At 60.2% G+C, this 22,545-nt stretch carries 20 protein-coding genes and 1 tRNA gene; 14 read left to right on the top strand and 7 right to left on the bottom strand.

Annotated elements, in window-relative coordinates; genetic code table 11:
• The first annotated feature begins 2 nt into the window (after nt 1-2).
• Nucleotides 3-743, top strand: a complete 741-nt coding sequence (locus HF945_RS17065; protein ID WP_290523759.1) for a sulfite exporter TauE/SafE family protein — start codon at nt 3-5, stop codon at nt 741-743.
• A gap of 500 nt (nt 744-1,243) precedes the next feature.
• Nucleotides 1,244-1,834: a GNAT family N-acetyltransferase gene (locus HF945_RS17070; RefSeq protein ID WP_290523760.1), complete on the top strand. Its 591-nt coding sequence runs from the start codon at nt 1,244-1,246 to the stop codon at nt 1,832-1,834.
• Between the two features lie 356 nt (nt 1,835-2,190).
• Here HF945_RS17070 and HF945_RS17075 read toward each other — a convergent pair whose 3' ends face one another.
• A complete protein-coding gene (locus tag HF945_RS17075; protein ID WP_290523761.1) occupies nt 2,191-2,832 on the bottom strand; it encodes a class I SAM-dependent methyltransferase in 642 nt (213 codons plus the stop codon).
• Complete coding sequence (locus HF945_RS17080; RefSeq protein WP_290523762.1) at nt 2,829-3,929, bottom strand: alpha/beta fold hydrolase; 1,101 nt, start codon at nt 3,927-3,929, stop codon at nt 2,829-2,831. Before HF945_RS17080 ends, HF945_RS17075 begins: the two co-directional genes overlap by 4 nt.
• A 174-nt stretch (nt 3,930-4,103) precedes the next feature.
• Here HF945_RS17080 and HF945_RS17085 point away from each other — a divergent pair, with 174 nt between their 5' ends.
• Nucleotides 4,104-4,334 (top strand): hypothetical protein, encoded by a 231-nt coding sequence (locus tag HF945_RS17085; RefSeq protein ID WP_290523763.1) that lies wholly within the window; start codon nt 4,104-4,106, stop codon nt 4,332-4,334.
• A gap of 595 nt (nt 4,335-4,929) precedes the next feature.
• Here the strand turns inward: HF945_RS17085 and HF945_RS17090 are convergent.
• Nucleotides 4,930-5,607 (bottom strand): YHYH domain-containing protein, encoded by a 678-nt coding sequence (locus HF945_RS17090; protein ID WP_290523764.1) that lies wholly within the window; start codon nt 5,605-5,607, stop codon nt 4,930-4,932.
• Nucleotides 5,608-6,221: 614 nt separating this feature from the next.
• Here HF945_RS17090 and HF945_RS17095 point away from each other — a divergent pair.
• From HF945_RS17095 to HF945_RS17115, 5 genes are all read left to right on the top strand, one after another.
• The gene (locus tag HF945_RS17095) at nt 6,222-6,833 is read left to right on the top strand and encodes a hypothetical protein (RefSeq protein ID WP_290523765.1); all 612 of its coding nucleotides are present in this window, start codon (nt 6,222-6,224) and stop codon (nt 6,831-6,833) included.
• Nucleotides 6,833-7,420 carry a hypothetical protein gene (locus HF945_RS17100; RefSeq protein ID WP_290523766.1) on the top strand — a complete coding sequence of 196 codons (588 nt, stop codon included), beginning with the start codon at nt 6,833-6,835 and terminating at the stop codon, nt 7,418-7,420. Before HF945_RS17095 ends, HF945_RS17100 begins: the two co-directional genes overlap by 1 nt.
• A gap of 82 nt (nt 7,421-7,502) precedes the next feature.
• The gene (locus HF945_RS17105) at nt 7,503-7,787 is read left to right on the top strand and encodes a hypothetical protein (RefSeq protein ID WP_290523767.1); all 285 of its coding nucleotides are present in this window, start codon (nt 7,503-7,505) and stop codon (nt 7,785-7,787) included.
• Nucleotides 7,784-8,041 (top strand): hypothetical protein, encoded by a 258-nt coding sequence (locus HF945_RS17110; protein WP_290523768.1) that lies wholly within the window; start codon nt 7,784-7,786, stop codon nt 8,039-8,041. The genes HF945_RS17105 and HF945_RS17110 overlap by 4 nt, the downstream gene beginning before the upstream one ends.
• A gap of 13 nt (nt 8,042-8,054) precedes the next feature.
• Nucleotides 8,055-9,653, top strand: coding sequence for a PepSY-associated TM helix domain-containing protein (locus HF945_RS17115; protein ID WP_290523769.1), 1,599 nt, complete (start codon nt 8,055-8,057; stop codon nt 9,651-9,653).
• Between the two features lie 284 nt (nt 9,654-9,937).
• Here HF945_RS17115 and HF945_RS17120 read toward each other — a convergent pair whose 3' ends face one another.
• Both HF945_RS17120 and HF945_RS17125 read right to left on the bottom strand, forming a co-directional pair.
• Nucleotides 9,938-11,233: an outer membrane protein transport protein gene (locus HF945_RS17120; RefSeq protein ID WP_290523770.1), complete on the bottom strand. Its 1,296-nt coding sequence runs from the start codon at nt 11,231-11,233 to the stop codon at nt 9,938-9,940.
• 238 nt (nt 11,234-11,471) lie between these two features.
• A complete protein-coding gene (locus tag HF945_RS17125; protein WP_290523771.1) occupies nt 11,472-12,488 on the bottom strand; it encodes an AraC family transcriptional regulator ligand-binding domain-containing protein in 1,017 nt (338 codons plus the stop codon).
• Nucleotides 12,489-12,657: 169 nt separating this feature from the next.
• On the opposite strand from HF945_RS17125, the gene HF945_RS17130 reads away from it, so the two are divergent.
• A complete protein-coding gene (locus HF945_RS17130) occupies nt 12,658-14,157 on the top strand; it encodes an NAD(P)/FAD-dependent oxidoreductase (RefSeq protein WP_290523772.1) in 1,500 nt (499 codons plus the stop codon).
• Between the two features lie 65 nt (nt 14,158-14,222).
• Nucleotides 14,223-15,044, top strand: a complete 822-nt coding sequence (locus tag HF945_RS17135; RefSeq protein ID WP_290523773.1) for an alpha/beta hydrolase — start codon at nt 14,223-14,225, stop codon at nt 15,042-15,044.
• Nucleotides 15,045-15,250: 206 nt separating this feature from the next.
• On the opposite strand, the gene HF945_RS17140 is transcribed toward HF945_RS17135, so the two are convergent.
• Together HF945_RS17140 and HF945_RS17145 are read right to left on the bottom strand one after the other, a co-directional pair.
• Nucleotides 15,251-16,183, bottom strand: coding sequence for an IS110 family transposase (locus HF945_RS17140; RefSeq protein ID WP_290525365.1), 933 nt, complete (start codon nt 16,181-16,183; stop codon nt 15,251-15,253).
• A gap of 903 nt (nt 16,184-17,086) precedes the next feature.
• Nucleotides 17,087-17,163: transfer RNA gene (locus HF945_RS17145), tRNA-Arg, on the bottom strand.
• Nucleotides 17,164-17,413: 250 nt separating this feature from the next.
• Here HF945_RS17145 and HF945_RS17150 point away from each other — a divergent pair.
• From HF945_RS17150 to HF945_RS17165, 4 genes are all read left to right on the top strand, one after another.
• A complete protein-coding gene (locus tag HF945_RS17150; RefSeq protein ID WP_290523774.1) occupies nt 17,414-17,743 on the top strand; it encodes a multidrug efflux SMR transporter in 330 nt (109 codons plus the stop codon).
• Nucleotides 17,744-17,892: 149 nt separating this feature from the next.
• A complete protein-coding gene (locus HF945_RS17155) occupies nt 17,893-18,582 on the top strand; it encodes a response regulator transcription factor (protein WP_290523775.1) in 690 nt (229 codons plus the stop codon).
• A 30-nt stretch (nt 18,583-18,612) separates the two neighbouring features.
• The gene (locus tag HF945_RS17160; protein ID WP_290523776.1) at nt 18,613-19,722 is read left to right on the top strand and encodes a FecR domain-containing protein; all 1,110 of its coding nucleotides are present in this window, start codon (nt 18,613-18,615) and stop codon (nt 19,720-19,722) included.
• A gap of 3 nt (nt 19,723-19,725) precedes the next feature.
• Nucleotides 19,726-22,320, top strand: coding sequence for a CHASE2 domain-containing protein (locus tag HF945_RS17165; protein ID WP_290523777.1), 2,595 nt, complete (start codon nt 19,726-19,728; stop codon nt 22,318-22,320).
• Nucleotides 22,321-22,545 lie beyond the last annotated feature (225 nt).

The raw sequence follows: 22,545 nt of genomic DNA on the forward strand, positions 1-22,545 counted from the left end.
CATTGGATATTGCCGTATTGTGGCCCTGGCTGTTGCTGGGGGTGTTCATTTTCTTTGCGTTTACCACCGAAGCCATGACCGGGTTCGGCAGCATTGTGATTGCTCTCTCTCTGGGGGCGTTGGTGTTGCCGATTCCGGAGATCCTGCCGGTGCTGGTGCCTCTCAATATTGTCATGAGCAGCACCCTGAGCTGGCGTCACCGCCACAACATCCACTGGCCTACCCTGTGGAAACTGATCCTGCCGCTGATGGTGCTGGGGACCCTGGCCGGCTATGGCCTGCGTCCATGGCTGGGTGATGAGTACCTGCGTCAGGGATTTGGCGTGCTGGTGCTGTGGTTCAGCAGCCGTGAATTGTGGCGCATGTTCAAGGGGATTGAGGTGCGTAGTCATGCGCCTTGGTGGTCACGCTGCTGGATGTTCCTGGCAGGGATCACCCACGGGCTGTTTGCCTCCGGGGGGCCTTTGCTGGTCTATGCCCTCAGTGGCCTGCAACTGGACAAGCAGCGTTTCCGAGCCACCCTGATTCTGGTGTGGCTGTCACTTAACAGTCTGCTCACCGTGGTGTTTCTGGTGGATGGTACCCTGCTGCCGGCAGCACCGAAGATCGGCGTGCTGGTGCCGGTGGTGATTGCTGCCATGCTGCTGGGCGAATGGCTGCACCATCGCGTCAACGAGGAGCGCTTTCGTCAGGCGGTGTTTGTGGTGTTGTGGATCACCGGCCTGATTCTGATGCGGCCCTAGGCGCTGCGCGCCAGCGATGAGCTACGAGCTACCCTTGATTGGAATAAGAAAGGCCAAAAGGTCCCCGGATTCCCTGGCTTCTACGAAGCCGCTGTAGGAACGTAGCGTAGCGGAGTAACGCACGGAGTGCGGCCCCGAAGGGGTGAGCGGAGCGAATAACGAGCCTGCTCGCGATCCGAGCCTAAGCGAGGTAAGGATCCCAGAGGCGCATTTAGAATAGCCAGGAACGTAGCGCAGCGAATAAAGCCAGCGTATTGGGCAAAGGGCGATTAGGCATTTCCTGATTCGACAGGTCATAAAATGACAACCTCCCTTCGGTCGCCTCGCTGCGCGAGGTTCGCGCCTCAAGTGGCGCTCCTACAGCCTTTTCAGAGATTTGCAGAAGGCGCCTGGCCCGCTCGGTCAACACGTTGGTTCTTCCGTGGGTCTTCCCGCCCTTTTCCTTCCCCCGTGCATCATGCTATTGATGCCCTTCCTGATTCGTCTCCCGAGGAGCCTGCATGTCTTCAGTGGAAATTCGCCCGGTGACCGGTATTGCGGTGGAGCCCTGGCTGGATGAACTGGCACAGCTGCGCATCGAGGTATTTCGGGATTTTCCCTACCTGTATGACGGTGATCTGGACTACGAGCGCCGCTATTTGGATCTCTATGCCCAGTCCGATCGCAGTGTCTTTGTGCTGGCGCTGGAGTTCAACAAGGTGGTGGGGGCCGCCACGGGGTTGCCGCTTCGCGAGGCCGATGACGCGTTTCAGGCGCCGTTCCGGATGCTGGGTGCGGATCTGGCCACTATCTTTTACTTCGGTGAGTCTGTCCTCAAGAAAGACTGGCGTGGCCAGGGAATAGGGCATCGCTTCTTTGATCTGCGCGAGCAGTATGCCGAGGATTTCGGGTTCCAGGAGACCACCTTCTGTGCGGTGCAACGCCCCGAGGATCATCCGGCCCGACCGGCTGACTATCGTCCACTGGACGCCTTCTGGCGCGGGCGGGGCTATTTCCCCCAGGATCAACTGGTGGCGGATTTCGACTGGACGGATCTGGGCGATCGCCAGCCTTCCCACAAGCGCATGCAGTTCTGGATGCGCAGCCTGTAGACATTGGCTGGCCTCGGGCCGCCCCATGTCCTGACCCCTTCCCGGAGTGCACCAGCGCACAGAATTGACAGAATAATCCATGCCTACCCCATCTGGGGGATTGTCCGGCGGGGGATCTCCTCTACCATGCGAACTTGAGCCTTCGTTATGCAATACCTTGCTATAAGGCTCTTTTGGGATAAGGGGATAACAAGATGGAATTACAATACAAGGTCTCGGTCTTCGCCGAGCGTCTGGTTCGTCACATCATGATCATCATACCCATGGCCCTGCTGGCGGCGGCGGTCGCGGTAGTGGTCGCCGGCTGATTGCCCGGCCTGCGCCGGGTTCTCTGCGCGCCCGCAACACTGATGGGGTCAGTGTTGCGGGCGTTTTTGCATCAGCACCACGGGGTTTTCGGCCAGGACCACTCGCCAGCCTTGCTGCCGGGCCAGCCATTGAAAGGTTTCCGGCTGCCAAAAGCACACATGGGTTGGGTCTCGTCGGTAGTGCCAGTTTGCGAACGCGGCATCATCCACAAGCCAGCGGGTCATGATGCCCAGCCAACCCCCGGGTTTTACATGATCGGCAAACCATTGCCATTCCCGGGCAGGCTGATGCAGATGCTCAATCACTTCTGTGCAGGTGACAAAGTCATAGTGATGAGCCAGCGGTGACCGGTCCGTGGCATAGATCGGATCGTAGGTGTCACAGGGGAACCCGTTTTCTGTCAGCAAGGCGGCCAACGCCGGCCCCGGCCCACAACCGAAATCCAGTCCGCGGGCTCCGGCCGCCAGCCGCTCCATGAGCGGATCTGCCAGCTGTGACAGGAAGCGGCGGTAACCCGGGTCATCCGGGCGGTTGTCGTGAAGGTCGTACTGGCCTTTCTCCTCCTCGGCAGAGGGTAGCCTGTCCGGGTGCTCCAGGGTCAGCTGGCAGCATGGGCAGCGAAAGTACTCTCGGTCGCCAACCTGGGCAAAGGGCGCTGCCGGGGTGTGACACAGGGTGCAGGCAATCATGCGGTTTCCAGCCACTGCTGTAGCCGGGCAAAGGTGCGGCTTTCCTCGATCATGGTCATATGGCCCATCTGCCAGAACTGTTCGCGGGTCAGCTGTGGTGCGTCCGGGTACAGGCGGTTGGCCAGGGCGCTGTCCACGGAGACCAGCCAGTCGCCCTGGGGCTGCGGGTGCCCGGGTTCGCTGACGCTGCCGGCGATGAAGAGTTGCCGGACGTCGGGGTCCAGTGGCACCTTGCTACTGGGCTGAACCTCATCAATGGGGCGATGTTTCCACTGTTCCTCGAGCACATAGCCAAAGCGCAGATCGCGGATGCCGTCAGAGCGCAGGTTGCCCAGTCGCATGAGGGGCTTTGACCAGGGGGTGGTGGCCAGCAGGCGGTTGGCATTGTTGCCGATCCGTTCCAGCAGGGCGCCCTGATGGGGAGAGCCCAGGCAGGCCAGCTCGGACACCCGTTTTACCCAGTGGTCCTGCCGCTGGCGCCCCTGATGCAGGGCGCTGCGCGCCACCAGCCCGCCCATGGAGTGGCCAATCAGGATCACCCGCTTTGGCAGGGCGGAGTGGGCAAGCAGTCCTGCCAGCTTGCGGCCATTGTCAGAGATATGCAGGCCGGTGTTGTAACGCAGATACCGCACTTCTGCATTCAGGTGGCTGCGGGCCCACTGGCTGAAGCCGTCGGCGGCGGGGGTGTTCCAGCAGGCATCGTTCATACACAGCCCATGGATAAAGATCACCAGCGTGTCGGTTTCTTCCGCCAGTTTCTTCTTGGGCAGCAGGGTCATGGGCAGGGCATAGCTGCTGTTCTGCTCCACCAGCAATTGCCCGAAAATACCATTGATGATGCTCTGCAAATCCAGGCTGTCGCGCAGTTCCCGGTTGGGGTCAGCCAGCAGATCGGCGATGCCCGCCGCATTGCCGGCCTGACGAAAGCCGTAGCGGATCAGGTTGTAGACCATGGGTGCGGGGGTGTAATCATGGCCACGTATCCCGAAGGGATTGGCAATGGCTCCGTGCATGTCCTGCACCACCTGGGTAATTTCGTTGCCGAAGCGGGTGACCAGCTGGGCCAGTCCGCCCACTTGATGTCCGACTTTTCTCATTTTCTTCTCCCCGGTCAGGACTGTGTTCATAGCGGTTCGCGGCCGCACCTGTCACGGTGTCATTCGTAAGGCTTCGTAAAATGCCGACATTCTGTGGGTCGGTCTGTGGTTGGTGCGCGGCTACATCTGTAGGGTAGTCACTGTTCGAATCACTGACACCAAAGGAGTGAGTCTATGCGTATTTTCACTAAAGCGGCATTGGCCGCCATTTTTGCCTCCACTGCCCTGCTGGTAGCCTGTGACACCAATGACGGCCCGGTCGAAGAGGCCGGCGAGAAAGTGGATGAGGCCGTAGAGAGCATGGATCCCCAGGGCCCCATGGAAGAAATGGGTGAAAACCTGGATGACGCAGCGGAAAGCGCTGAGGATTCCGTGGACAGCATGAAGGATGCAGCGGAGCAGTAAGTAACGCAATACGCTGCATGCAGCGTGCATCAACGCGGTACAGGTTGGTGTATGTTGCGATAAAAAAAGCCGCGCCCGTATCGGGCGCGGCTTTTTTTGTGGTTCATTGCGGATTTGAGGGAATGGCTCGCAACACGACCCATGCCGTAGGAGCAACTTTCCGCAATTGCGCGATGAGCCTTTTTAGGGAACCTCTGAATAACTCCTTGCATGCTCAGCGTGGCCTGAAGCGTGCAGCTGTTGTGTCTTGTCTCGATGGTCAGGGTGGTTCCCTTTCCGACAGGCAAGGCGCAGCAGATGTGCGCTTCAGGCCGCGCCTTTATGCCTGAACGGGTGCTCTCGGGTCTTCCAGGCTGGCCCGCACTCGTTGTTGCGCTTCCTTTGAAGGTGAAGAGCCGATGGATGGACATACACCTTCAAAAGCGCGCCCCTCTTTACCTTTGCCGAGGGGGCGAACCAGCCTGAAAGACTGAGTACGCAAGGAGTTATTCAGAGGTTCCCTAGCTATGAGCTTTCAGTTGTCGGGCTCATTATTCCTTTGGGTCCGGTTTTCCTCGCAGCTTGCCGCTCGCTGCTGATAGCTGAATTTCAGGAGTCAGCGACAGGTGGCGTCCAGTTTTTCCAGCGCTTCCATTTCAGGGGGGGTGATCATCAGCGCATAGCGTTGCTTGAGCGCGCGCCAGCGTTTCCCGTATTCGCACCAGTAAGCACGGTTGTCGGGCAACCATTGATCCGGGCTGCTGGCCCCCTTGCTGCGATTGGCGCTGGCGGAGACCGCCAGCAAATTGTCGGGGTCGTTGGCGAATTGCTGGCGCAGGCGTGTGTCCCATTGATCTCCGCCGTGGCCGTGGGCATGACGCAGCGGCACCAGATGATCCATATCCAGAGCGCTGGCGTTGTTGAAGACGGTATTCGTGTACGGGTCATACCATTCGCCGCTGGCCACAGTACATTGCTGTGAATTCGTAAATGTCACTGGTTTACGACTGCGCAGGATCAGCATTTCGGCCCGGGTGTCCTGGCAATCCCGGTCATCATCGCTCCAGTGTGGCCAGGCTTCCCGGTCATACAGGCTGCTGAAGCTACGGCCTTCCTCGCGGGCTTCCTGTTCGGCCTGTTGCTGTTTGCGGTGGGCCTGTTCGCATTGGCTGCGGTGGCAATGGTATTGCCCGCTACGGCTATCCGTGTGGCCGCCCTGACGATCGAGACCGCCGGGGTGGGCGTTAAGAATTGCCGGACTGGCAATAAGAAACAGGGCTATTAGTGCGCGCAAGTGACTATCCGTAAGGCTAAGAATATTTGCGTAAAGTATCAGCAGAATGTGGGTAGAGGCGATGATTTGAGTAATCAATTTTGTGAACTGGTTCCTGCAATTTACCCCGACGAAACAAACCGCAACGCGGTACTACGAAAAGCCACATTTTCGCGCTGGGGTGGGGACGAGGTGGTGGTTAGGCTAGGGAGCCTCTGAATAACTCCTTGCATGCTCAGTCTTTCAGGCTGGCTCGCAATCTAGGCGCGCTTTTGATGGCATGCTGGTTGCCTGTCGAAAAAGCGCAACAACGAGTGCGGGCCAGCCTGGAAGACCCGGAGGGCGCGGCCTAGAGCGCACATCTGCTGCGCCTTGCCTCTCGGAAAGGGAGCCACCCTGACCATCGAGACAAGACACAACAGCTGCGCGCTCCAGGCCACGCTGAGTACGCAAGGAGTTATTCAGAGGCTCCCTAGTACCGCTCCCCGGACCGGACGTTAGGAGCCTTTGAATAATGCCTCGCTCGCTCGAGGTCTCGCTGAGTACGCAAGGCGTAATTCAGAGGCTCCTTGAGCAGGCTGGGGGTTCGTTTGTGCGTTCGCGGCAGTCTCAACCGAAGTACCAGGAGCTTATCTATGACGTCCTCCCGCTCGTCCAGCGACACAAGCCTCAATGGCCTTGCGCTCGAAGCTGTGGAGCATCGCCTGCAGGCCTTGTCGGAATACCTTGCTGTTTACCGTGCCGGGTTGGCGTCCGGTGTGGGCGGTTGGCAGTGGCGTCAGGTCCGGGTATTGCGCAGTGATATTGCCCGGCTTCAGGCATGGTGGTGGTACCTGAGCGGTCGTCAGCGGGGAGCGAGTTGGGTGCCCTGGCTGGACAGGCTGGCTGCCCTGCTGGTACCCATGCTCCCTCTCAGAAAAGTGAAGACTCGTCGTCGTCATGCGGCACGTACCATGCGCCGTATTGGGAGTCACAGCCTGGTGCAGCGCGCCTATCTGAACCTGGAAGAAGATCTGCAGGGCCAGTTGCTGACCCGCCGTCTTACCGCCAAACAATTTCCCGGCCGGGTGACCGAAGCACAGATCAACCACTCGGAAAGCCGCCTTGCGCAGGCCGTGCTATTGAGTCGGGAGTGTCTCCCGGAATCCCGTCATGTGGCGATTTGCTGCGAGCTGCTGCGGGCCGTCATGGTGATCCGTCAGCGGTTGGGTCTGCCATTGCCGATGGCGCGGGTCATGGAGCCTTGATGGAAGCGGATGTGATGGTGCCGTCCCTGGACAGCATGCCAAGGATATTCTCTCTGTCGGATTTGAAGCAGCAGCTGCCGGGTGGGCGCGAGCATGCTCTGGATGTGACACTGCGTTGGCTGGAGGCAGGGGTGATCCGTCAGGTAGCCCCGGAGCGACCCGTGTTCTATCGTGTGATCGCGGGCGAGCCCCTCTCTGAAGCTGAAGTGCTGCAGGCCCTGATGCGGACCTTCCCCTCCGTGGTGATCGTGGCCGGTTCGGCGCTGTGGCGACAGGGGGTCAGTACCCAGCAGGACAATACCCTGGAATGTGCCATCGCCGAGCCGGTAACGGACTGCAACCTGAGCCATGTGGGACTGCACTCCCGTCCTGCGGGCTGGTGGTCAGTGATGCGTCAGGTGGGCGGGCTGTCTGCGGAGGGCCGGTTCGGGGTGACCATGCTGAGCCCGGAAATGGCGGTGGCGGATGCGGCAGCATTCCGGGATGTGTGGATGCCGGATCGTGATGGCATCGACTGGAATCGGCTGTCCACGGCGCGCCTCAGTACGGCCACAGAGGCATTGGCGCCACTGCGCACGGGTAACTGACGGATCGTTTCAGGGTGAGTCATTGACGCCTGCCGGTTCCTCATATCTAATGAGAACTATTTACAATTACCCGCTCATCCTTATGTGGTTTTCCTTGCTGGCCTCGCTCTCTGCGGCGGCCCTCATCTATCTTTCTGATCGCCAGCAGCGCTGGCTGGATCGGCCGTTGCCGACCGTGGTGCGTGCCCTTGGTGTGTTGATGGCACTGGCGTCCGCCGCCTTGTGGGTGCTGACGCTGGGGTTGGGGGTGGGGCTGATGGTGGCCATGTGGCTGCTGCTGCTGGCGGTGCTGCTGATGTCCCTGTGGGCCGGCCATTACCGTGACAGCTTCCAGAAAGTGAACGGCAAACCGGGCGGTGTCCGATGAGGGCCCTCGCGGTGGTGTTGCTGTGCCTGCCCCTTGCCCTGATGCTGACGGGGTTGGCGGCGGCATGGGTGCCGGTGCCCTGGCAGGACTGGCTGGTGTTGCAGTTGCTCCTCGGTACGCTGCTATGGATGGGGCTGAGCCTGCTGGCGGCGATGGTGGAAAAAACCTGGCCTGTGCTGGTTGGCTTGCTGCTGGCCAATGGTGCTGCCTGGCTTGCGTTACAGGGCACCGGGCTTTATGGCGGTGCGGCATGAGCGGAGGTGATGAATGAAAGCTGAGCGCCTGCGCCGCTTTATCGATTTGCATGCCTGGGTGGGCATGGTCAGTGGTCTTGCCTTGTTTGTGGCGTTCTTTGCCGGCGCCATCAACGTGTTTCATCATGAGCTGCATCATTGGCAGGAAGCCCACCAGGGGCATGAGGCGGCTGCCGCCCCGGCGGACCCAGACGCGTTCCTGCAGCAACTGGTCGAGCGCTTCCCGGCAGCGGCCGAGCGCATGTTCTTTCTGCCGGATGACGACCCGGGGGCCATGTGGTTCCAGCCGGGAGAGGGGGAGGCGCCGGGAGAATGGCGCACCGCCCACGCTTCCAGTTTTTCCGACGATGGCCGCTTTCATCAGGCGCCAGGCTCGGAGCTGGCGGACTTCATCAACGAGCTGCACTACGAGCTGGGTATTCCCGGCAACGGTGGGCTGATCAATATCGGCATGACCTTGATGGGCTTCATTGCGGTGTTGTATGGCGTGGCGCTGTTCAGCGGGCTCGTGATCCACTGGCCAAAGCTGCGCAAGGAGCTGTTTGCCATCAGGCATCAGGGCAACCTGCGGCGCTACTGGAAGAACCTGCATAACCTGATTGGGGTGCTGAGCTTTCCGTTTCACCTGATCATGTCGGTGACCGGGGCGGCCATGGGCATGTTCACCGTCATGGCCATCGTCATGGGGGTCCTGGTGTTCGGTCCGCAGCTGCAGGGCGTGATCCAGAAGGAAACCGATATCTGGCCGGCGGTGGAAAGTGAGGGCGAATCCGTTGCAATGGCGCCCATGGCGGACTACCTGGCGGCTGCCGACAATGCCTTGCCGGGCATGGATGTGGGTTGGGTGGAGATTCGTGGCTATGGCGATGCTGCGGGCTGGATGGATGTGGCGGGCTCACAGCCAGGTTACCTGGGGCACCATGCCCACGTGGTTCTGGATAACACCATGAAGCCGCTGCGTGTCAGTGCGCCGGGTAATCGCACCTTCAACTTTGCGGCGATTTCGCCAGTTTACTCCCTGCATTTCGGGGATTACGGCGGTACTGGCGTGAAGCTGCTGTATTTTGCCATGGGGTTGCTGGGGGCAGTGCTGTTTGTGTCCGGGAACATTCTCTGGTGTGAGCGCCGCAGTGACCGCGTCGGGCCCTCTCGCAGTTCCGCGTTTCTGCTGCGCCTGACCCTGGGGCTGTGTTTTGGGGTGGTGTGCGGCATCGCCGTCAGTTTCCTGGTCAGCAAGCTGTTGCCCTATACCCCCTGGGGAGCCCTGGTGGCCTCGGCGGAACGACAGGTGTTCTGGGGGCTGTTGGTGGTGCTGGTGGTGTGGAGTCTGCGTGCCTCGCCGTTGCGCTTCAGTGGTCTGATGCTGCGTATTGCGCCCTTGCTCTATCTGGCCATCCCGGTGGCGCAGTTCGCAGTGGAAGGGCGGCATGCCTGGCAGGCGCCGGATGTCTTACTGGTGAACCTGGTGGTCCTGGCGGTGGCCGCGAGCCTGTGGGTTGTTCGTCGCCAGTTCCGCAGACGTGTGCGTCTGGCTGATCCGCACCCGCTATGGGTGGGCAGGGTGACCCGCGAGCACCCGAAGCGCCTGACCGAGGCCGAGCAGGGCCGCTAGCGGCGGGCAGGTTGGGTGATGAAAGACCGTGGTGAACGGTCTTTATGCGCCGCTGGTTTCGTTCAGCAAGCGGAACTTCCCGCACAAGCAGTAAAGCCGGTTTTGCCACAGCGGGCACAGAGTTCACTGAGTGGGGCTTTCTCTGCGCGCTCTGTGTCCTCTGTGATAAGGGTTTTGTCTTTTGCGTGTGGCGTGATGCATGAAGCGTGTTGCAGCCGCAGAGCGGCCTACAAAAAAGCCGGGCAAAGATGCCCGGCTTTTTTGTGTTCCGCGTTCTGTGTGGATCAGAAGCGGTAGGTGGCTTGCAGGGCCAGGCCGTGGGCGCTGTTCTCGAAGTCTGCGCTGTAGGTGTCCTGGGTCACGCTGCCTTTCTCTTCATTGATGTAAGCGTAGGCGGCATCGATGGTGAGGTCCTCGGAAACGTTCCAGCCTGCACCCAGGGTGTAGATGTCGCGGTCGCTGACCGGAATCCGCACGGTGCGGTGCTGGTCGTTGGTGGGGGACTCATCGAAGGCGTAGCCAGCGCGGATCACCCAGCTCGGGTTCAGCTGGTAGGCGCCGCCCACGGCGAAGGACCAGGTGTTTTCCCACTCCAGCTCTTCGGTGATGGTGCCAAAGCTGGGCTGGAACATGGCGTTGATGCCGCTGTTCTCCACCTCAATCCCTTCCAGGCGGCTCCAGCGGGTGTAGGTGGCGCCAGCGTACAGGGCCAGCGCATCGGTGGCCTGATAGCTGAAGGAGGTGTCCACGGATTCCGGCATGGTGATGTCCAGTTCGGCATCATACTTGCCATCCAGAACCGTGTTGATCGGTGCGGGGGTGCCGCTGATGGTGGTATCACCTTCCAGGCTGTAGTTCACCTTGGAGTGATAGGTCAGGCCCCAGTCCAGGCGGTCGCTGATCCCGAAAAGTACGCCCAGATTATAACCGTAGGCAATGTCATCGCCTTCGATTTCCACTTCGCTGTCGGGGGCGCCGACGTAGGCCGGATTAATCGTGGCAAAAGCGGCGCCCGGCACGTTGCTGGTCAGCTCACCGGAGATATGGTTGATGGTCGGACCGAAACCCACAGAGACGCGCTCGTTGAACGCATAGCTGATGGTGGGCTGAAGGGTGACGACCTGCACCATGCTGGTCACCCCTTCGTAACGGCCCTGCCAGCCATTCTCATAGTCGCTTTCTACGCCAAAGGGCGCGTATACGCCGATGCCGGCGTGCAGCTTGTCGTTGATTGGGCTGACGTAGTAACCAAACGGAATGGTGGAAAAGGGCACCATGTCGCCATCGTTAGTGCCGGAGACAGGCAGGCCGGGGGCTAATTGACCGCTGGCATCGCTGATATCGGTGCTGGCATCAATAAAGGCCAGACCGCCGGACACCTCGGCGCGCTCCAGGCGGCTCATGCCGGCCGGGTTGCCGAACAGGGTGCTGGCGTTGGCGGCGGTGGAGGCGCGCCCTGCGTAAGCGGAGCCGGCGCTGGAGGCGCTCTGCTCGTTAAGTGCAAGGCCATTGGCCATTACCTGGCTTGATGCGGCAGCAATAGAGGCCGCCAAAATCATCTTGTTCGAATACTTCATCATAGCTTTCCCGAGTTATGAGATTTGCGCGCGAACGGTAGCACTGAGATGTCGGCTATGGCTATGGGGTTGCTCGGAAAAATGTGCCGTTTGTCGCTAAAATTTATTAATTTTGGCGTAAACATGCTGTTTAATGCTGTGAAGATGCTTCATGTTTACATTGTATAATGTTGTGGTTGGTGGAAATTTGACCGGCCTGGCCGCGGCATGGCATTGGGTAAAAGCGGTGGGGAAATGGCGGTTACTGGCCGAGTAATTGCCGACGGTAGGCGCCTGGGGGAAGATCGAACCAGTCACGACAGGCACGGTTGAAGGCGGATTGTTCAGAGTAGCCCAACAGGCCGGCGATCTGGCTGAGTTTGAGATTGGGTTCCTGCAGATACTGCCGGGTCAGGGTGAAGCGTTCCTCGCTGAGCAGCTGCTCATAACTGGTGCCCTCCCTGGCAAGCCGCCGTTGCAGGGTGCGCTTGTGCATGGACAGGTGCCCGGCGATGGTGTGGCTGCTGCAGTGCCCGGTGGGCAGCAGGGTGTGGATCAGCCGCACCACATCTTCACTGAGCGTGCGGGCATTGGGGGCTTGTTGGGAGTCCAGATATTGCTCGGCCAGTTGCCAGGTCTGGTGATCCGCACTGGACAGGGGCAGGGCATAGGTGGATGGCGGCAGGTAGAAGCCGGTCCAGTCCTGCTCAAAAAACGCCGGGCAGCGGAACATGTGCCGGTAGGCGTCCTCGTCGGCATGGCGTGGATGCCTGAAATGCACGGAAAGCGGCCTGAAATGCTCACCACAGAGCAACTTGAGCACTTGCATGGCATTGGCCATGCCCAGTTCGTGGGGTTGCACCCGGTATCCCTGCTCGCGCACATCCACATGGTAACGAAACTGCATCACCGGCTGGCCCTCTCGTATTTCCTGCCTGCTTTCCACACTCAGTGCCGGTGAATGCAGGTGAAGGTAGCGGCTGATGCTGTGGATAGCTTCCCCCACGGTTCTGGCGCTGCGGGCAATCACGGACACCGGGCCGAGGATATCCATGCCCTGATATTCGGCCAGGCTCATACCGAAGGCCGGATCGTTGAGGGTGCGGGCGGTATCTTCCAGCAGTGCGATGAAGTGCTTGAGAATCAGGAACCCCTGGTCCTCCCGCCGTGACGCTGGCGGGATATGGTGCCGGGCCAGCAACGGCAGGGGGTCGCCGCCCCGGCGACGCACCTGTTCTTCATAGCCCCACAGGTTGGTGGCGCGGATCAGGCTGGGCACGGATCGGGTTTTCCGGGATGTGGTGTCAATGCACTGCAATTCATTGGGTTGTTGCCCGTCAGGCTGTCGCGATACGTCAAAAAAATGTCCACATTCGTCAATATTGTCAAGCCCGGCTTCTGGAATAGTCATGGGGTAGAGAGCGAATAGTAATAACAAGGAGACGGCCATGACCGCCCAGCACTACGACATCATCATCATTGGTGCCGGACTCTCCGGCATCGGTACCGCCTGCCATATCGCCCGCCAATACCCGGGCAAGAGCATGGCGATTCTGGAGCGCCGGGAGCAGGTGGGCGGCACCTGGGATCTGTTCCGTTATCCCGGTATCCGCTCGGATTCCGACATGGCCAGTTTCGGCTTCAACTTCAAGCCCTGGTATTCCGACAAGGTGCTGGCCAAAGGTGGCGATATCCGCAATTACGTGGCGGAGACCGCGAAGGAATTCGGGCTGTATGACAAGGTGAAATATGGACTCAAGCTGGAAAAGGCGCAGTGGTCCAGCGGCGAGCAGCAGTGGACCATTCCCGCTCTGCATGAAACCAGCGGCGAAACCCGCACTTTCACTTGCAGTTTTATCGTCAACTGTGCCGGTTACTACAATTTCGACCATGGCTACCGTCCTCATTTCGACGGCGAGGAAAACTTCAAGGGGCAGATCGTGCACCCCCAGCAGTGGCCGCAGGATCTCGACTACCGTGGCAAGAAGGTGGTGGTGATCGGCAGTGGCGCCACCGCCATCACTGTGGTGCCCGCCATGGCGGAAACCGCCGCCAAAGTCACCATGCTGCAGCGCTCCCCCAGTTACATCATGGCCATGCCGGATACCGATGTGATCTCCCGGGCCATGAACAAGGTGCTGCCGAAGAAGTGGGTCTTCAATATGACCCGCAAGCGCAACATCCTGTTTCAGCGGGGGCTGTACCTGGCGTGTCAGCGCTGGCCGAACAAGGCCCGCAAGCTGCTCATCTCCCACATGAGCAAGCGCGCGCCGCATATCGATGTGAAGCACTTTACCCCGTCCTACATGCCCTGGGACCAGCGCCTGTGTGCGGCGCCGGACGGGGATTTCTTTGCGGCGCTGCGCTCCGGCAAGGCGGACATGGTCACTGACCATATCGAACGCTTTGACGACACCGGTATCGTGCTGGCTTCCGGCCAGCACCTGGATGCGGACATTATTGTCACGGCCACGGGCCTGGATGTGCAGCTGATGGGCGGGATGCAGCTTGAGCTGGATGAGCAGCCGGTGGATCTGACCCGGAAGATGACCTACAAGGGCATCCTGATTCAGGACATTCCCAACTATGGCTGGATTTTTGGCTACACCAATGCGCCCTGGACGCTGAAAAGTGATATCGGCGGCCAGTATCTGTGCCGACTGTTCGCGCAGATGGAAAAGACCGGTGCCACCGTGGCCACCCCGGTGGACCACCACAACAACCTCACGGATGTGGGCATGCTCGATGGCTTTGCGCCGGGCTATATCAGCCGGGCCAGGGATCGCATGCCACGCCAGGGCCGGGGCGGTCCGTGGAAGGTCACCATGCACTATGGCCATGACAAAAAGCTGCTGACAGAAGCTCCGGTTCAGGATGGCATCCTGGAATTTACCGGCCCGCAAGCGGCCGCTGACAACAAGGTCACGCCATTGCGTGCCTCTGCCTGAGGCCCTGTTGCGATGATGTCTGACCGGGGAGTACGGAGCCCTGGCGCTGTTTTGGGAGAGAGACAATGAAGAGCAACAGCAGACCGCCGGTGTTGCTGATCCATGGCATGTGGAGCGATGGCAATACCTTGCAGGCGTTGCGTGATGCGTTTGTGGCGCAGGGTTATCAGGTGGAGGCGATCACCCTGCCTTTTCACCGTACGCTGGCCGAACATACCACCGCCAGTCTCGCCAGCCTGGCCCGGGCCCGCTTGCAGGATTACGTGGCGTTTCTGGTCGAGCATGTGCAGAAGATGGACGCAGCGCCCATTGTGGTGGGGCATTCCCTGGGCGGGCTGCTGGCCCAGCTGCTGGCCGCGCGGGTGCCCTGTGAGCGGTTGATTCTGTTGTCCTCTGCTGCCCCCGCCGGGATTAACGGGCTGGGCTGGTCAGTGTTCCGTACCCTGGGCAGAAACCTGTTCCGGTTTCCGTTGTGGCGAAGCGCCACCCGGCTGGGCCTGGCCAATGTGAAGTACGGTATCGGCAATGCACAGAGCGAGGCTGTGCAGCAGGACATTCTTTTCGGCTGTGGCTATGAGTCCGGCATGGTGACCTTCCAGTTGACGCTGGCAGCGTTCAGCCGCAAGAGCTTTGCCAACGTGGAGCCCGATAGTATCCGTTGTCCTGTGCTGATCATCGGGGGTGTGGAGGACCGTATTACCCCTATCAATGTGCAGCGCAAGATCGCCAGCCGTTATGGCGAGCGCTGCCAGTTGGTCGAGATTCCGGGCTGTGATCACTGGACCGTGGGTGGTCGCTATTTCCGCGAAATCCGTATAGCTCTGTTCGATTGGCTTGACCCGTCGGGGTCGGCAGTGAAGAGTGATGATGTCCTGAAAGCCAGTTAGTGTCGTGCGCTACAACAAGCCGCTTTGACGGTGCCGCACGCGACCGGCGGCCCGGCAGGTGAGAGTGCGTCTCTTGCCGTCCGGCAACCGGTTACCCGCCTCCTCCGGCTGCGTTGCTGGTGGAGGCGTTTTTTTGGGTTGCGGATTGGCGGGAATGGCTAATTGCAAAGACCATTCCGTAGGAGATTCTATGTTGTCCACCCCTTTTATGAGGCAGGCATAGATACGTAGTCAGTACGGCTCTTCATCAGCGCGAAGGCGATACGGACCAGCTTACGTGCGAGGATGACCAGGGCCTGCGTTTTCGCCAGGCCACGGTCGAGATAACCTTGGTAGACACCCGCCCAGCGGGCGCTTTTACGAGCGGCCATGGCCGCACAGTAAAGCAGTCTGCGGGTCTCTGAGTCGCCTTTTTTGGTCAGCTTGCGTTTTCCCGTTCTGGTGCCGGAGTCCTTTACATGGACATCCATCCCCAGGAAGGCGACGAAGGCGTCGCTGTTGCGGAAGTCTCCTCGCAGGAAGGCCATGACCAAGGCGTAAGCCGTCAGATCGCCCACACCTTCCAGAGATTTGCAGCGTTGTACCTGATCGCAGAGCCCTGCCTCTCTTACGGTGTTGCGAAGATGCTTCTGGATTAGTGTATCCAGACTGTTGATCTGTGAGATCAGCCTTGTCAGGCTCGCCTTGAGAATCTTTTCGCCACCCAGGCTCTGTTGGATCATGGTTCGCGCCTTGATCAGCGCCGCGCGGCGGCGTAGCAGTGTCTGCAGTGTTCGATACGCCTTGGGCGGCGGGCTCCAACGGCGCAGATCCTCCTTCTCTCTCTGCAGATGGCGGGCAAGCAGCTGGGCGTCAGAGGCGTCTGTTTTAGCTCGGCCGCCTGTTCCCTTGCGGTAGCTGCTGAGACGTGAAGCATCAATGACGTAAATGTGGTGCCCTTTGGCATGGGCCAACTCGATGACTGCCATGTGGTAAGTCCCTGTGGCCTCAATGGCGATCTCACAGGAGCATGGCAGGCTCTTGAGCCAGTGTTTAATGGCTTTGGGGGTGTTCTCGATGGTGAACGTCTGGCCCTGGAAATGAATGACCAACTCGGCCTTGGCGACGTCGATGCCGACGATAGATCTTGCTACTTGCATTGCCACTGAACTGCCCCTTGAGCTAGGTTACACATGCTTGTCGGGGCGCACCTAAACGCTGGCTTGCTGGTATCGTCGGTCTGAGGTGCAACTCAGCCGATGGATTCTTTATCGGCGTATGAATAGGTGCGGGGTGGGGCCAAGTCTCCTACCGTCTGTACCCTGAGGTCAGATGCGTCGTTGGTCCCTCCACCCCGGCAAGTCCTGCATCATTGCAGGAGAGGCATTCAAACATACAAGCGTCGGTTATTCGCTACGCTCGGTGGTGGCGCGATTCCAAGACCAGGATCAAAAGCTGTCTCACCACAGAGATCACCGAGAAAAACAGGTTTTCACTCTGTGTGCTCTGTGGCCTCTGTGGTAAATGTCGTTTTTCAGGTTTGGGTTATCGCGCCGCCAGCGACGCTCCTACGGAAAGGGGGAGGCTTGAATCGGGCTTTTCCCGAAATTCCGAGATGAACCTTTATTTCCCCTGGTCTACAGCCGCATTCGTTCAGCAAGCTGAACTTCCCACACAGGCAGCAAAGCCAGCCATACCACAGAGGTCGCAGAAATCTCTAAACCCCGCCGTAGGTACGTTGCGCAGCGAATAACACCTCTTTAGGTGCGAACAGAGCCGCTGTAGGAGCGGTCGTTCGACCGCGATCCGAGCCTTGGCGAGGAATGGATACCAGAAGCGCGTTACTCGAGCCCCGAATCTTTTTTTACCTCGCCCAGGCTCGGATCGCTTGCAGGCAAGCTCCTACGGAAAGAACAACAGCACTGCGCAATCCGAACGCTGTGTCCTGTGTGGTCAAATCCGCCTTGGATCTTTCGATTTTGACGTGCCGCGGGTTGCGTGAAGCCTGTTGCAGCCGCGGAACGGCACAAAAAAAGGCCTCTCGAATGAGAGGCCTTTTTATATGGCACGCCCGAGAGGATTCGAACCTCTGACCTTTGCCTCCGGAGGGCAACGCTCTATCCAGCTGAGCTACGGGCGCAGAACTTGTTGCACAGCGGTTGGGGGCCGTTCGGGCGCCCTGGCTGTGCAGGCTGGAACTTGGGGATCCAACGGCGGCGAATGATAGCCGGTTGTGGCGGTGGCGTCCATGGATGGGGTGCATCCGCGGTGGAGTTGGTTATAATCTGCGCGCCGCACTGTTCTGGTGCGGCAACGTGCAGCAGGCTGCCTCTTGCGGGTTTCCGGTGGCCTTGCTCCCTGTACGAGCCCGATGCATGACGGAGAGTCTGATGAACGTCTATTGGGTGGTGTTGTTGCTGGCGGTATTCGTGGAGATTGCCTGGGCGCTGAGTCTGAAATGGATACAGACCCATCCTGGGGTGTGGTCCATTGGGGCCGCACTGATTCTCACCGGCCTCAACATGTTGATGTTGTCCTATGCCATGCGCGGCATTCCGGTAGGGACCGCCTACGCGGTGTGGACCGGGCTGGGTGCGGTAGGTATCACGATCATCGGTATTCTCTGGTTCAGTGATCCCCTGAGCGCGGCGCGGCTGGCCTTCATGGCGCTGATTATTGTCGGGGTGGTGGGGCTGAAGCTGACCGGTAAAGCGGCTTGATTGTCCGGCATGCGGCCGGATCATGTGGACGTTGGCGGCCTTTTAGTGTCGAATGCGAAGGGTTGGCATTTTACAATGTTTTCCCGCTAACTCTTTGATGAATCGGTATCTTTGCAACAGTCGCAAGCAGCAAAGTGATGGAGAAAACCGTGCGGATTGCTTATCTGGAAGATGATATGGCCCAGGCCGAGCTGGTGACACACTGGCTGAAGGAGGCGGGGCATAACTGTCTGCATCATTCCAGTGGGCGGGAGTTCATGTCCATGCTGCGGCGTGACACTTTCGACATTCTCCTGCTGGACTGGGAAGTGCCGGACATGAATGGCTATGCCGTTCTGGAAGAGGTCCGTGCCAGTGGCAACCGCACCCCGGTGCTGTTTGCTACCCAGCGTGATGATGAATCTTCGATCGTCGGCGCCCTGTCGCTCGGCGCAGATGACTACATGGTAAAACCGACCAAGCAAGCGGAATTGCTGGCCCGGATCACCGCCCTCGGGCGCCGGGCAGGGGTAGCAGAAATGGATGAAGAAACAGCGCTTACGGTGGGCCCCTGGACAGTGGATCGTGCCCGTCGGCAGATCCTGCTGGACGAAGAACCGGTGAAACTCACCGACAAGGACTTCGAGCTGGCCTGCTACCTGTTTCAGAATGTGGGTAAACTGATGAGCCGTGCGCACCTGCTCGAAAAGGTGTGGGGTATCATGACGCCGATCGAATCACGCACGGTGGATGTGCACATTAGCCGTATTCGCCGCAGCCTGCAGATTCGTCCGGAACGTGGCTACCGTATCAAGACGGTGTACCAGCATGGTTACCGGCTGGAGCCGATTGAAGAATAAAGAGCAGATTATTATTCAGGAAGGGGATACATGAAGGGCTGGTTGTGGATGGCGCTGCTGTTGGGATTGTTGTCGTCTGCGGCAAGCGCGCAAGATGATTGGCACTATACCCTTCGACCCGGTGATTCCCTGTGGAAGATCTGCGATCGCTTTGCCCAGCAGCCGGATGCCTGCTGGCGCGAGCTGGCGGCCTATAACGGCCTGGCCGACCCCCATAGCCTCCGCCCTGGCGACAGCCTGCGGGTCCCCATCGACTGGCTCAAGGAAAAACCCATCTCTGCCACCGCCCGTGCGGTGAGCGGAGAAGTGCTGCTGTATCCCGCGGCGGGCGGTGAACCGGTGATCGTTCGCGAGGGGCAGGCCATTGCCTTTGGTGACGCCCTGGAAACCGGCCGCGATGGCAGTGTGCGCCTGCACTTCGCCGATCAGTCCGAGGTCATGATCAAGCCTGCCAGTCTGTTGGTGGTCAATCAGTATCGTCGCTTCCTGGGGCAGGACGGTGAGCAGACCCATCTGCGCCTGGAGCGTGGCAGTATCCGTAACTCGGTGTCATCGCAGGATCAGGAGGAAGCTTCTTTCAAGGTCTACACCCCGGGTGTGGTGGCCGCCGTGCGCGGCACGGAATATTACCTGTCCGTGGACGGCGCGGAGACCACCCGCAACGAGGTGCTGGAGGGGCAGGTGGATGTGACCGGCCGGGAGACCACCCGGGAAGTTACCCAGGGCTTCGCCACCCTGGCCCCGGTGGATGAGCCGCCCATTGCCCCGGTGGCACTATTGCCCGCCCCATCCCTGGCGCTGACCACCACTCACAGTGGGGCGGAGGCCGTGTGGCCTGCCCAGGCAGAGGCTCAACAGTACGCGGTGGAATGGTATCAACAGCCCGGCGGAGAACTGCTGGGCCAGCAGTTTGTGACTGAAACCCGCTGGCAGCAGCCGCTGGGGGTAGGCGAGTATCGGCTGCTGGTGCGCGCGGTAGATGCCCATGGCCTGCGCGGTGAAGAAGCCTGGCAGGATATTCAGATCACCCCGCCCCCGCCACCGGCCCCTGAGCCGGCCCCCGAGCCGGAACCGGAAGAAGAAGCGGACTGGGATTTGTGGGTCTTCCTTGGCGGGCTCGCACTGATGTTGGCGTTGTAAGGAATGAAGCGTCGCCTGACACTGGATCAGCGTCGTTATCTGGCCGAGCACGTTTCCGTGTTGTTGCTGGTGGCGGGCCTGAGTGTGTTGCTCAGTGTCAGCGGTGCCCTTTCTTTCATTGATCGTTATATCTACGACAGCCTGCTGCAGACCCTGCCTGACGAGCCTGCCAATGATGTGGTGATCGTGGGGATCGATGAATACAGCCTGCGTGAAATCGGCCGCTGGCCCTGGGACCGCAAGGTGCATGCCCAGATTATCGACCGTCTGACCGAGATGGGGGCCCGGGCGGTGCTGATGGATCTGATCCTGTCCGAACCGGACCTGAACAACCCGGCCTCCGACCAGGCCCTGGTTGAGGCCATGACCGCCAACGGCCATGTCTACCTGCCAGTGCATGTGGAGCAGTTACGGGCCGGGGGCCAGCTGATCGAAGTGTTGCCCCATTCGCCCTTTGCCCGGGCTGCCGCCGGGCTGGGGCATGTGGACCTGGAGCTGGATGCGGATGGGGTGGCCCGTTCCGTGTACATGCGCTCCGGCATTGGTCAGGCCTGGTGGCCGCACATTACCCAGACCCTGCTGGTGCATGAAGGTGAGTTGGCCGAGAACCGTTTTCCGTCCGGTCAGGGAGAAGAATTTTCCGGGCTGGCCAATGTGCGCCGCTACCACCGTTATATCCCCTTCGTGAGCGGCCCCAACAGCTATCCCCAGGTGTCTGCGGTGGAGTTGCTGGAAAACCTGATTCCTGAACAACTGATCCGCGATCGCATCGTGCTGGTGGGGGCCACCGCTGCGGGGCTCGGTGACATGCTGCCCGTTCCGCTGGCCAACAACGGTGAGCTCATGGCCGGTGTGGAGATCAATGCCAACCTGCTTGATGCCCTGCGTGAAGATCGCCTCATCCGTGAACTGAACCTGCCCAGCGTGCTCATTCTCAGCGCCCTGCTGGCCTTGCTGGCGCCGCTGTTGCTGCCCTATGTGTTGCCGCGCTGGAGCATCCCGCTGGTGGCCGCGATCATGTTGTCCTGCATGCTGGTGAGCATGGTCATGCTGATTACCCTGCGGTTGTGGTTGCCGCCGGCGGCGGCCATGACCGCTGCCTTGATGGCCTACCCGCTGTGGACCTGGCGTCGGCTGGAATACTCCCTGTCCTATATGCGCAAGGCGCTGGAGCGACTGTCGGAATACAGTGAGCTGAATCGCCGTCTCACCCGCGCTGCCTCCCTGGAGCAGTTGGGCCTCATGCTGGACAAGGTGTTGCCGGTAAAGGCCTGGCAGCTCAATGGTCCGGATGGTCAACATGCCGGTGGCGCCGCCCTGGCAGCCCCGGAATGGAAGGGCTCTCTGGCGCGCCAGTACCGCTTCCGTCACGAAGGGCGTCGTTATGAATTGCAGGTGGTGTGGCACCAGGGCCTGGATGCCGATACCTATGATTACTGGGTGCACGCCATGCTGGTGCGTATCCGCTCCGGTGTGCCCAGTGCCGGGCCGCGCTATGAAGTACTGGAAAACCATATCGAACGGCTGCGTCGGGAAGAGGAGCGGCAAGAGGCGCTGACCCGTTTCTTCCAGGTGACTCTGGCGCAGATTCGTGAAGGTGTGGTTATCACCGACGCCTGCGGCTGCATCGTGTTTGCCAACCCCCAGGCGGCCCTGTTGCTGGGAGTGGATGCCGGGTTGCTCAACAGCGGGGATTTTCCGGTAACCGACATTGGCCGGGAGTTGGAGCTACGCGAGCATGGCTGGGATGAGCTGCTGCGCCGCACCCTTGCCGAAGGCCGCAGCCAGCTGGAATGCCGTAACCGTCAGGGGGCAGATCTGTACCTCGACATGCTGTTGGTCCATGCCGGTGACAACCCGGGGCGGATGATGATCCTGTCCTTCAAGGATATCTCCGAGGTGAAATCGGCCTTGCGAACCCGCTCGGAAATGCTGGATTTCCTATCCCACGACCTGCGTTCTCCCATGGTCTCGGTGCTGGCGCTCACCGAAAAGATGCGTCAGGGCAGCGCCGAGGGCGAATTGCCCCAGTTTCTGGATAACGTGCAGCACTACGCCCAGAAGAACCTGAACATCGCCGAGCAATTCCTGCAGCTGGCCCGTGTGGAAGCGGTGGAAAGCGTGGAAATGAACGAGCAGGACATGCTCGACGTGGTGGAAAGCGCCATTGATCAGGTGCAGATCCAGGCCCAGCAGCGCGATATCGTGCTGCGCTTCGATTACGACCCGGACCAGGATGTCTGGGTACAGGGCAACAATGAGTTGCTGGAGCGTCTGGTGGTCAATCTGCTCACCAACGCTATCAAGTACAGCCACCAGGGCAGCTCGGTGGATGTGCGCCTGTATGCCGAGAACGCCCAGGTGTGCTGCGAGGTACGGGACCGCGGCGTGGGTATTCCCCCGGAATTCCAGACGCGCCTGTTTCAGCGCTTCAGTCGGGCCAGCACCAGCGGCGGGGCCGGCGTGCGCGGCGCCGGCATGGGGCTGCGCTTCGTCAAGGTGGTCACCGAGCGCCACGGCGGCGACATCCGGGTCAGCAGTGTGGTGAACGAGGGCAGCCGGTTTACCCTGTGTTTACCCCGTATTGACATGGGGTGATGGAAGATCAGCTGGTGTCGGATACCTGACGCCAGACGCGAAAGGCAGAAAATCGGTAGCTCAACGTCTACGGTCTACGCCAGCGACCCCTGCAAACCAGGGATCGCGCGCCTTGGTGGCGCTGGATAGGGCCTCAGGCTTCTGGCCTTCAGCTTTTGGCGTGCCCACCGACCAAAGCCGCAACAAGATGCCATTTTGTCCCCACGGCCTGAGCGGGTATAATCG

The sequence above is a fragment of the Alcanivorax sp. genome (assembly GCF_017794965.1).
In the GTDB taxonomy this organism is placed as follows: domain Bacteria; phylum Pseudomonadota; class Gammaproteobacteria; order Pseudomonadales; family Alcanivoracaceae; genus Alcanivorax.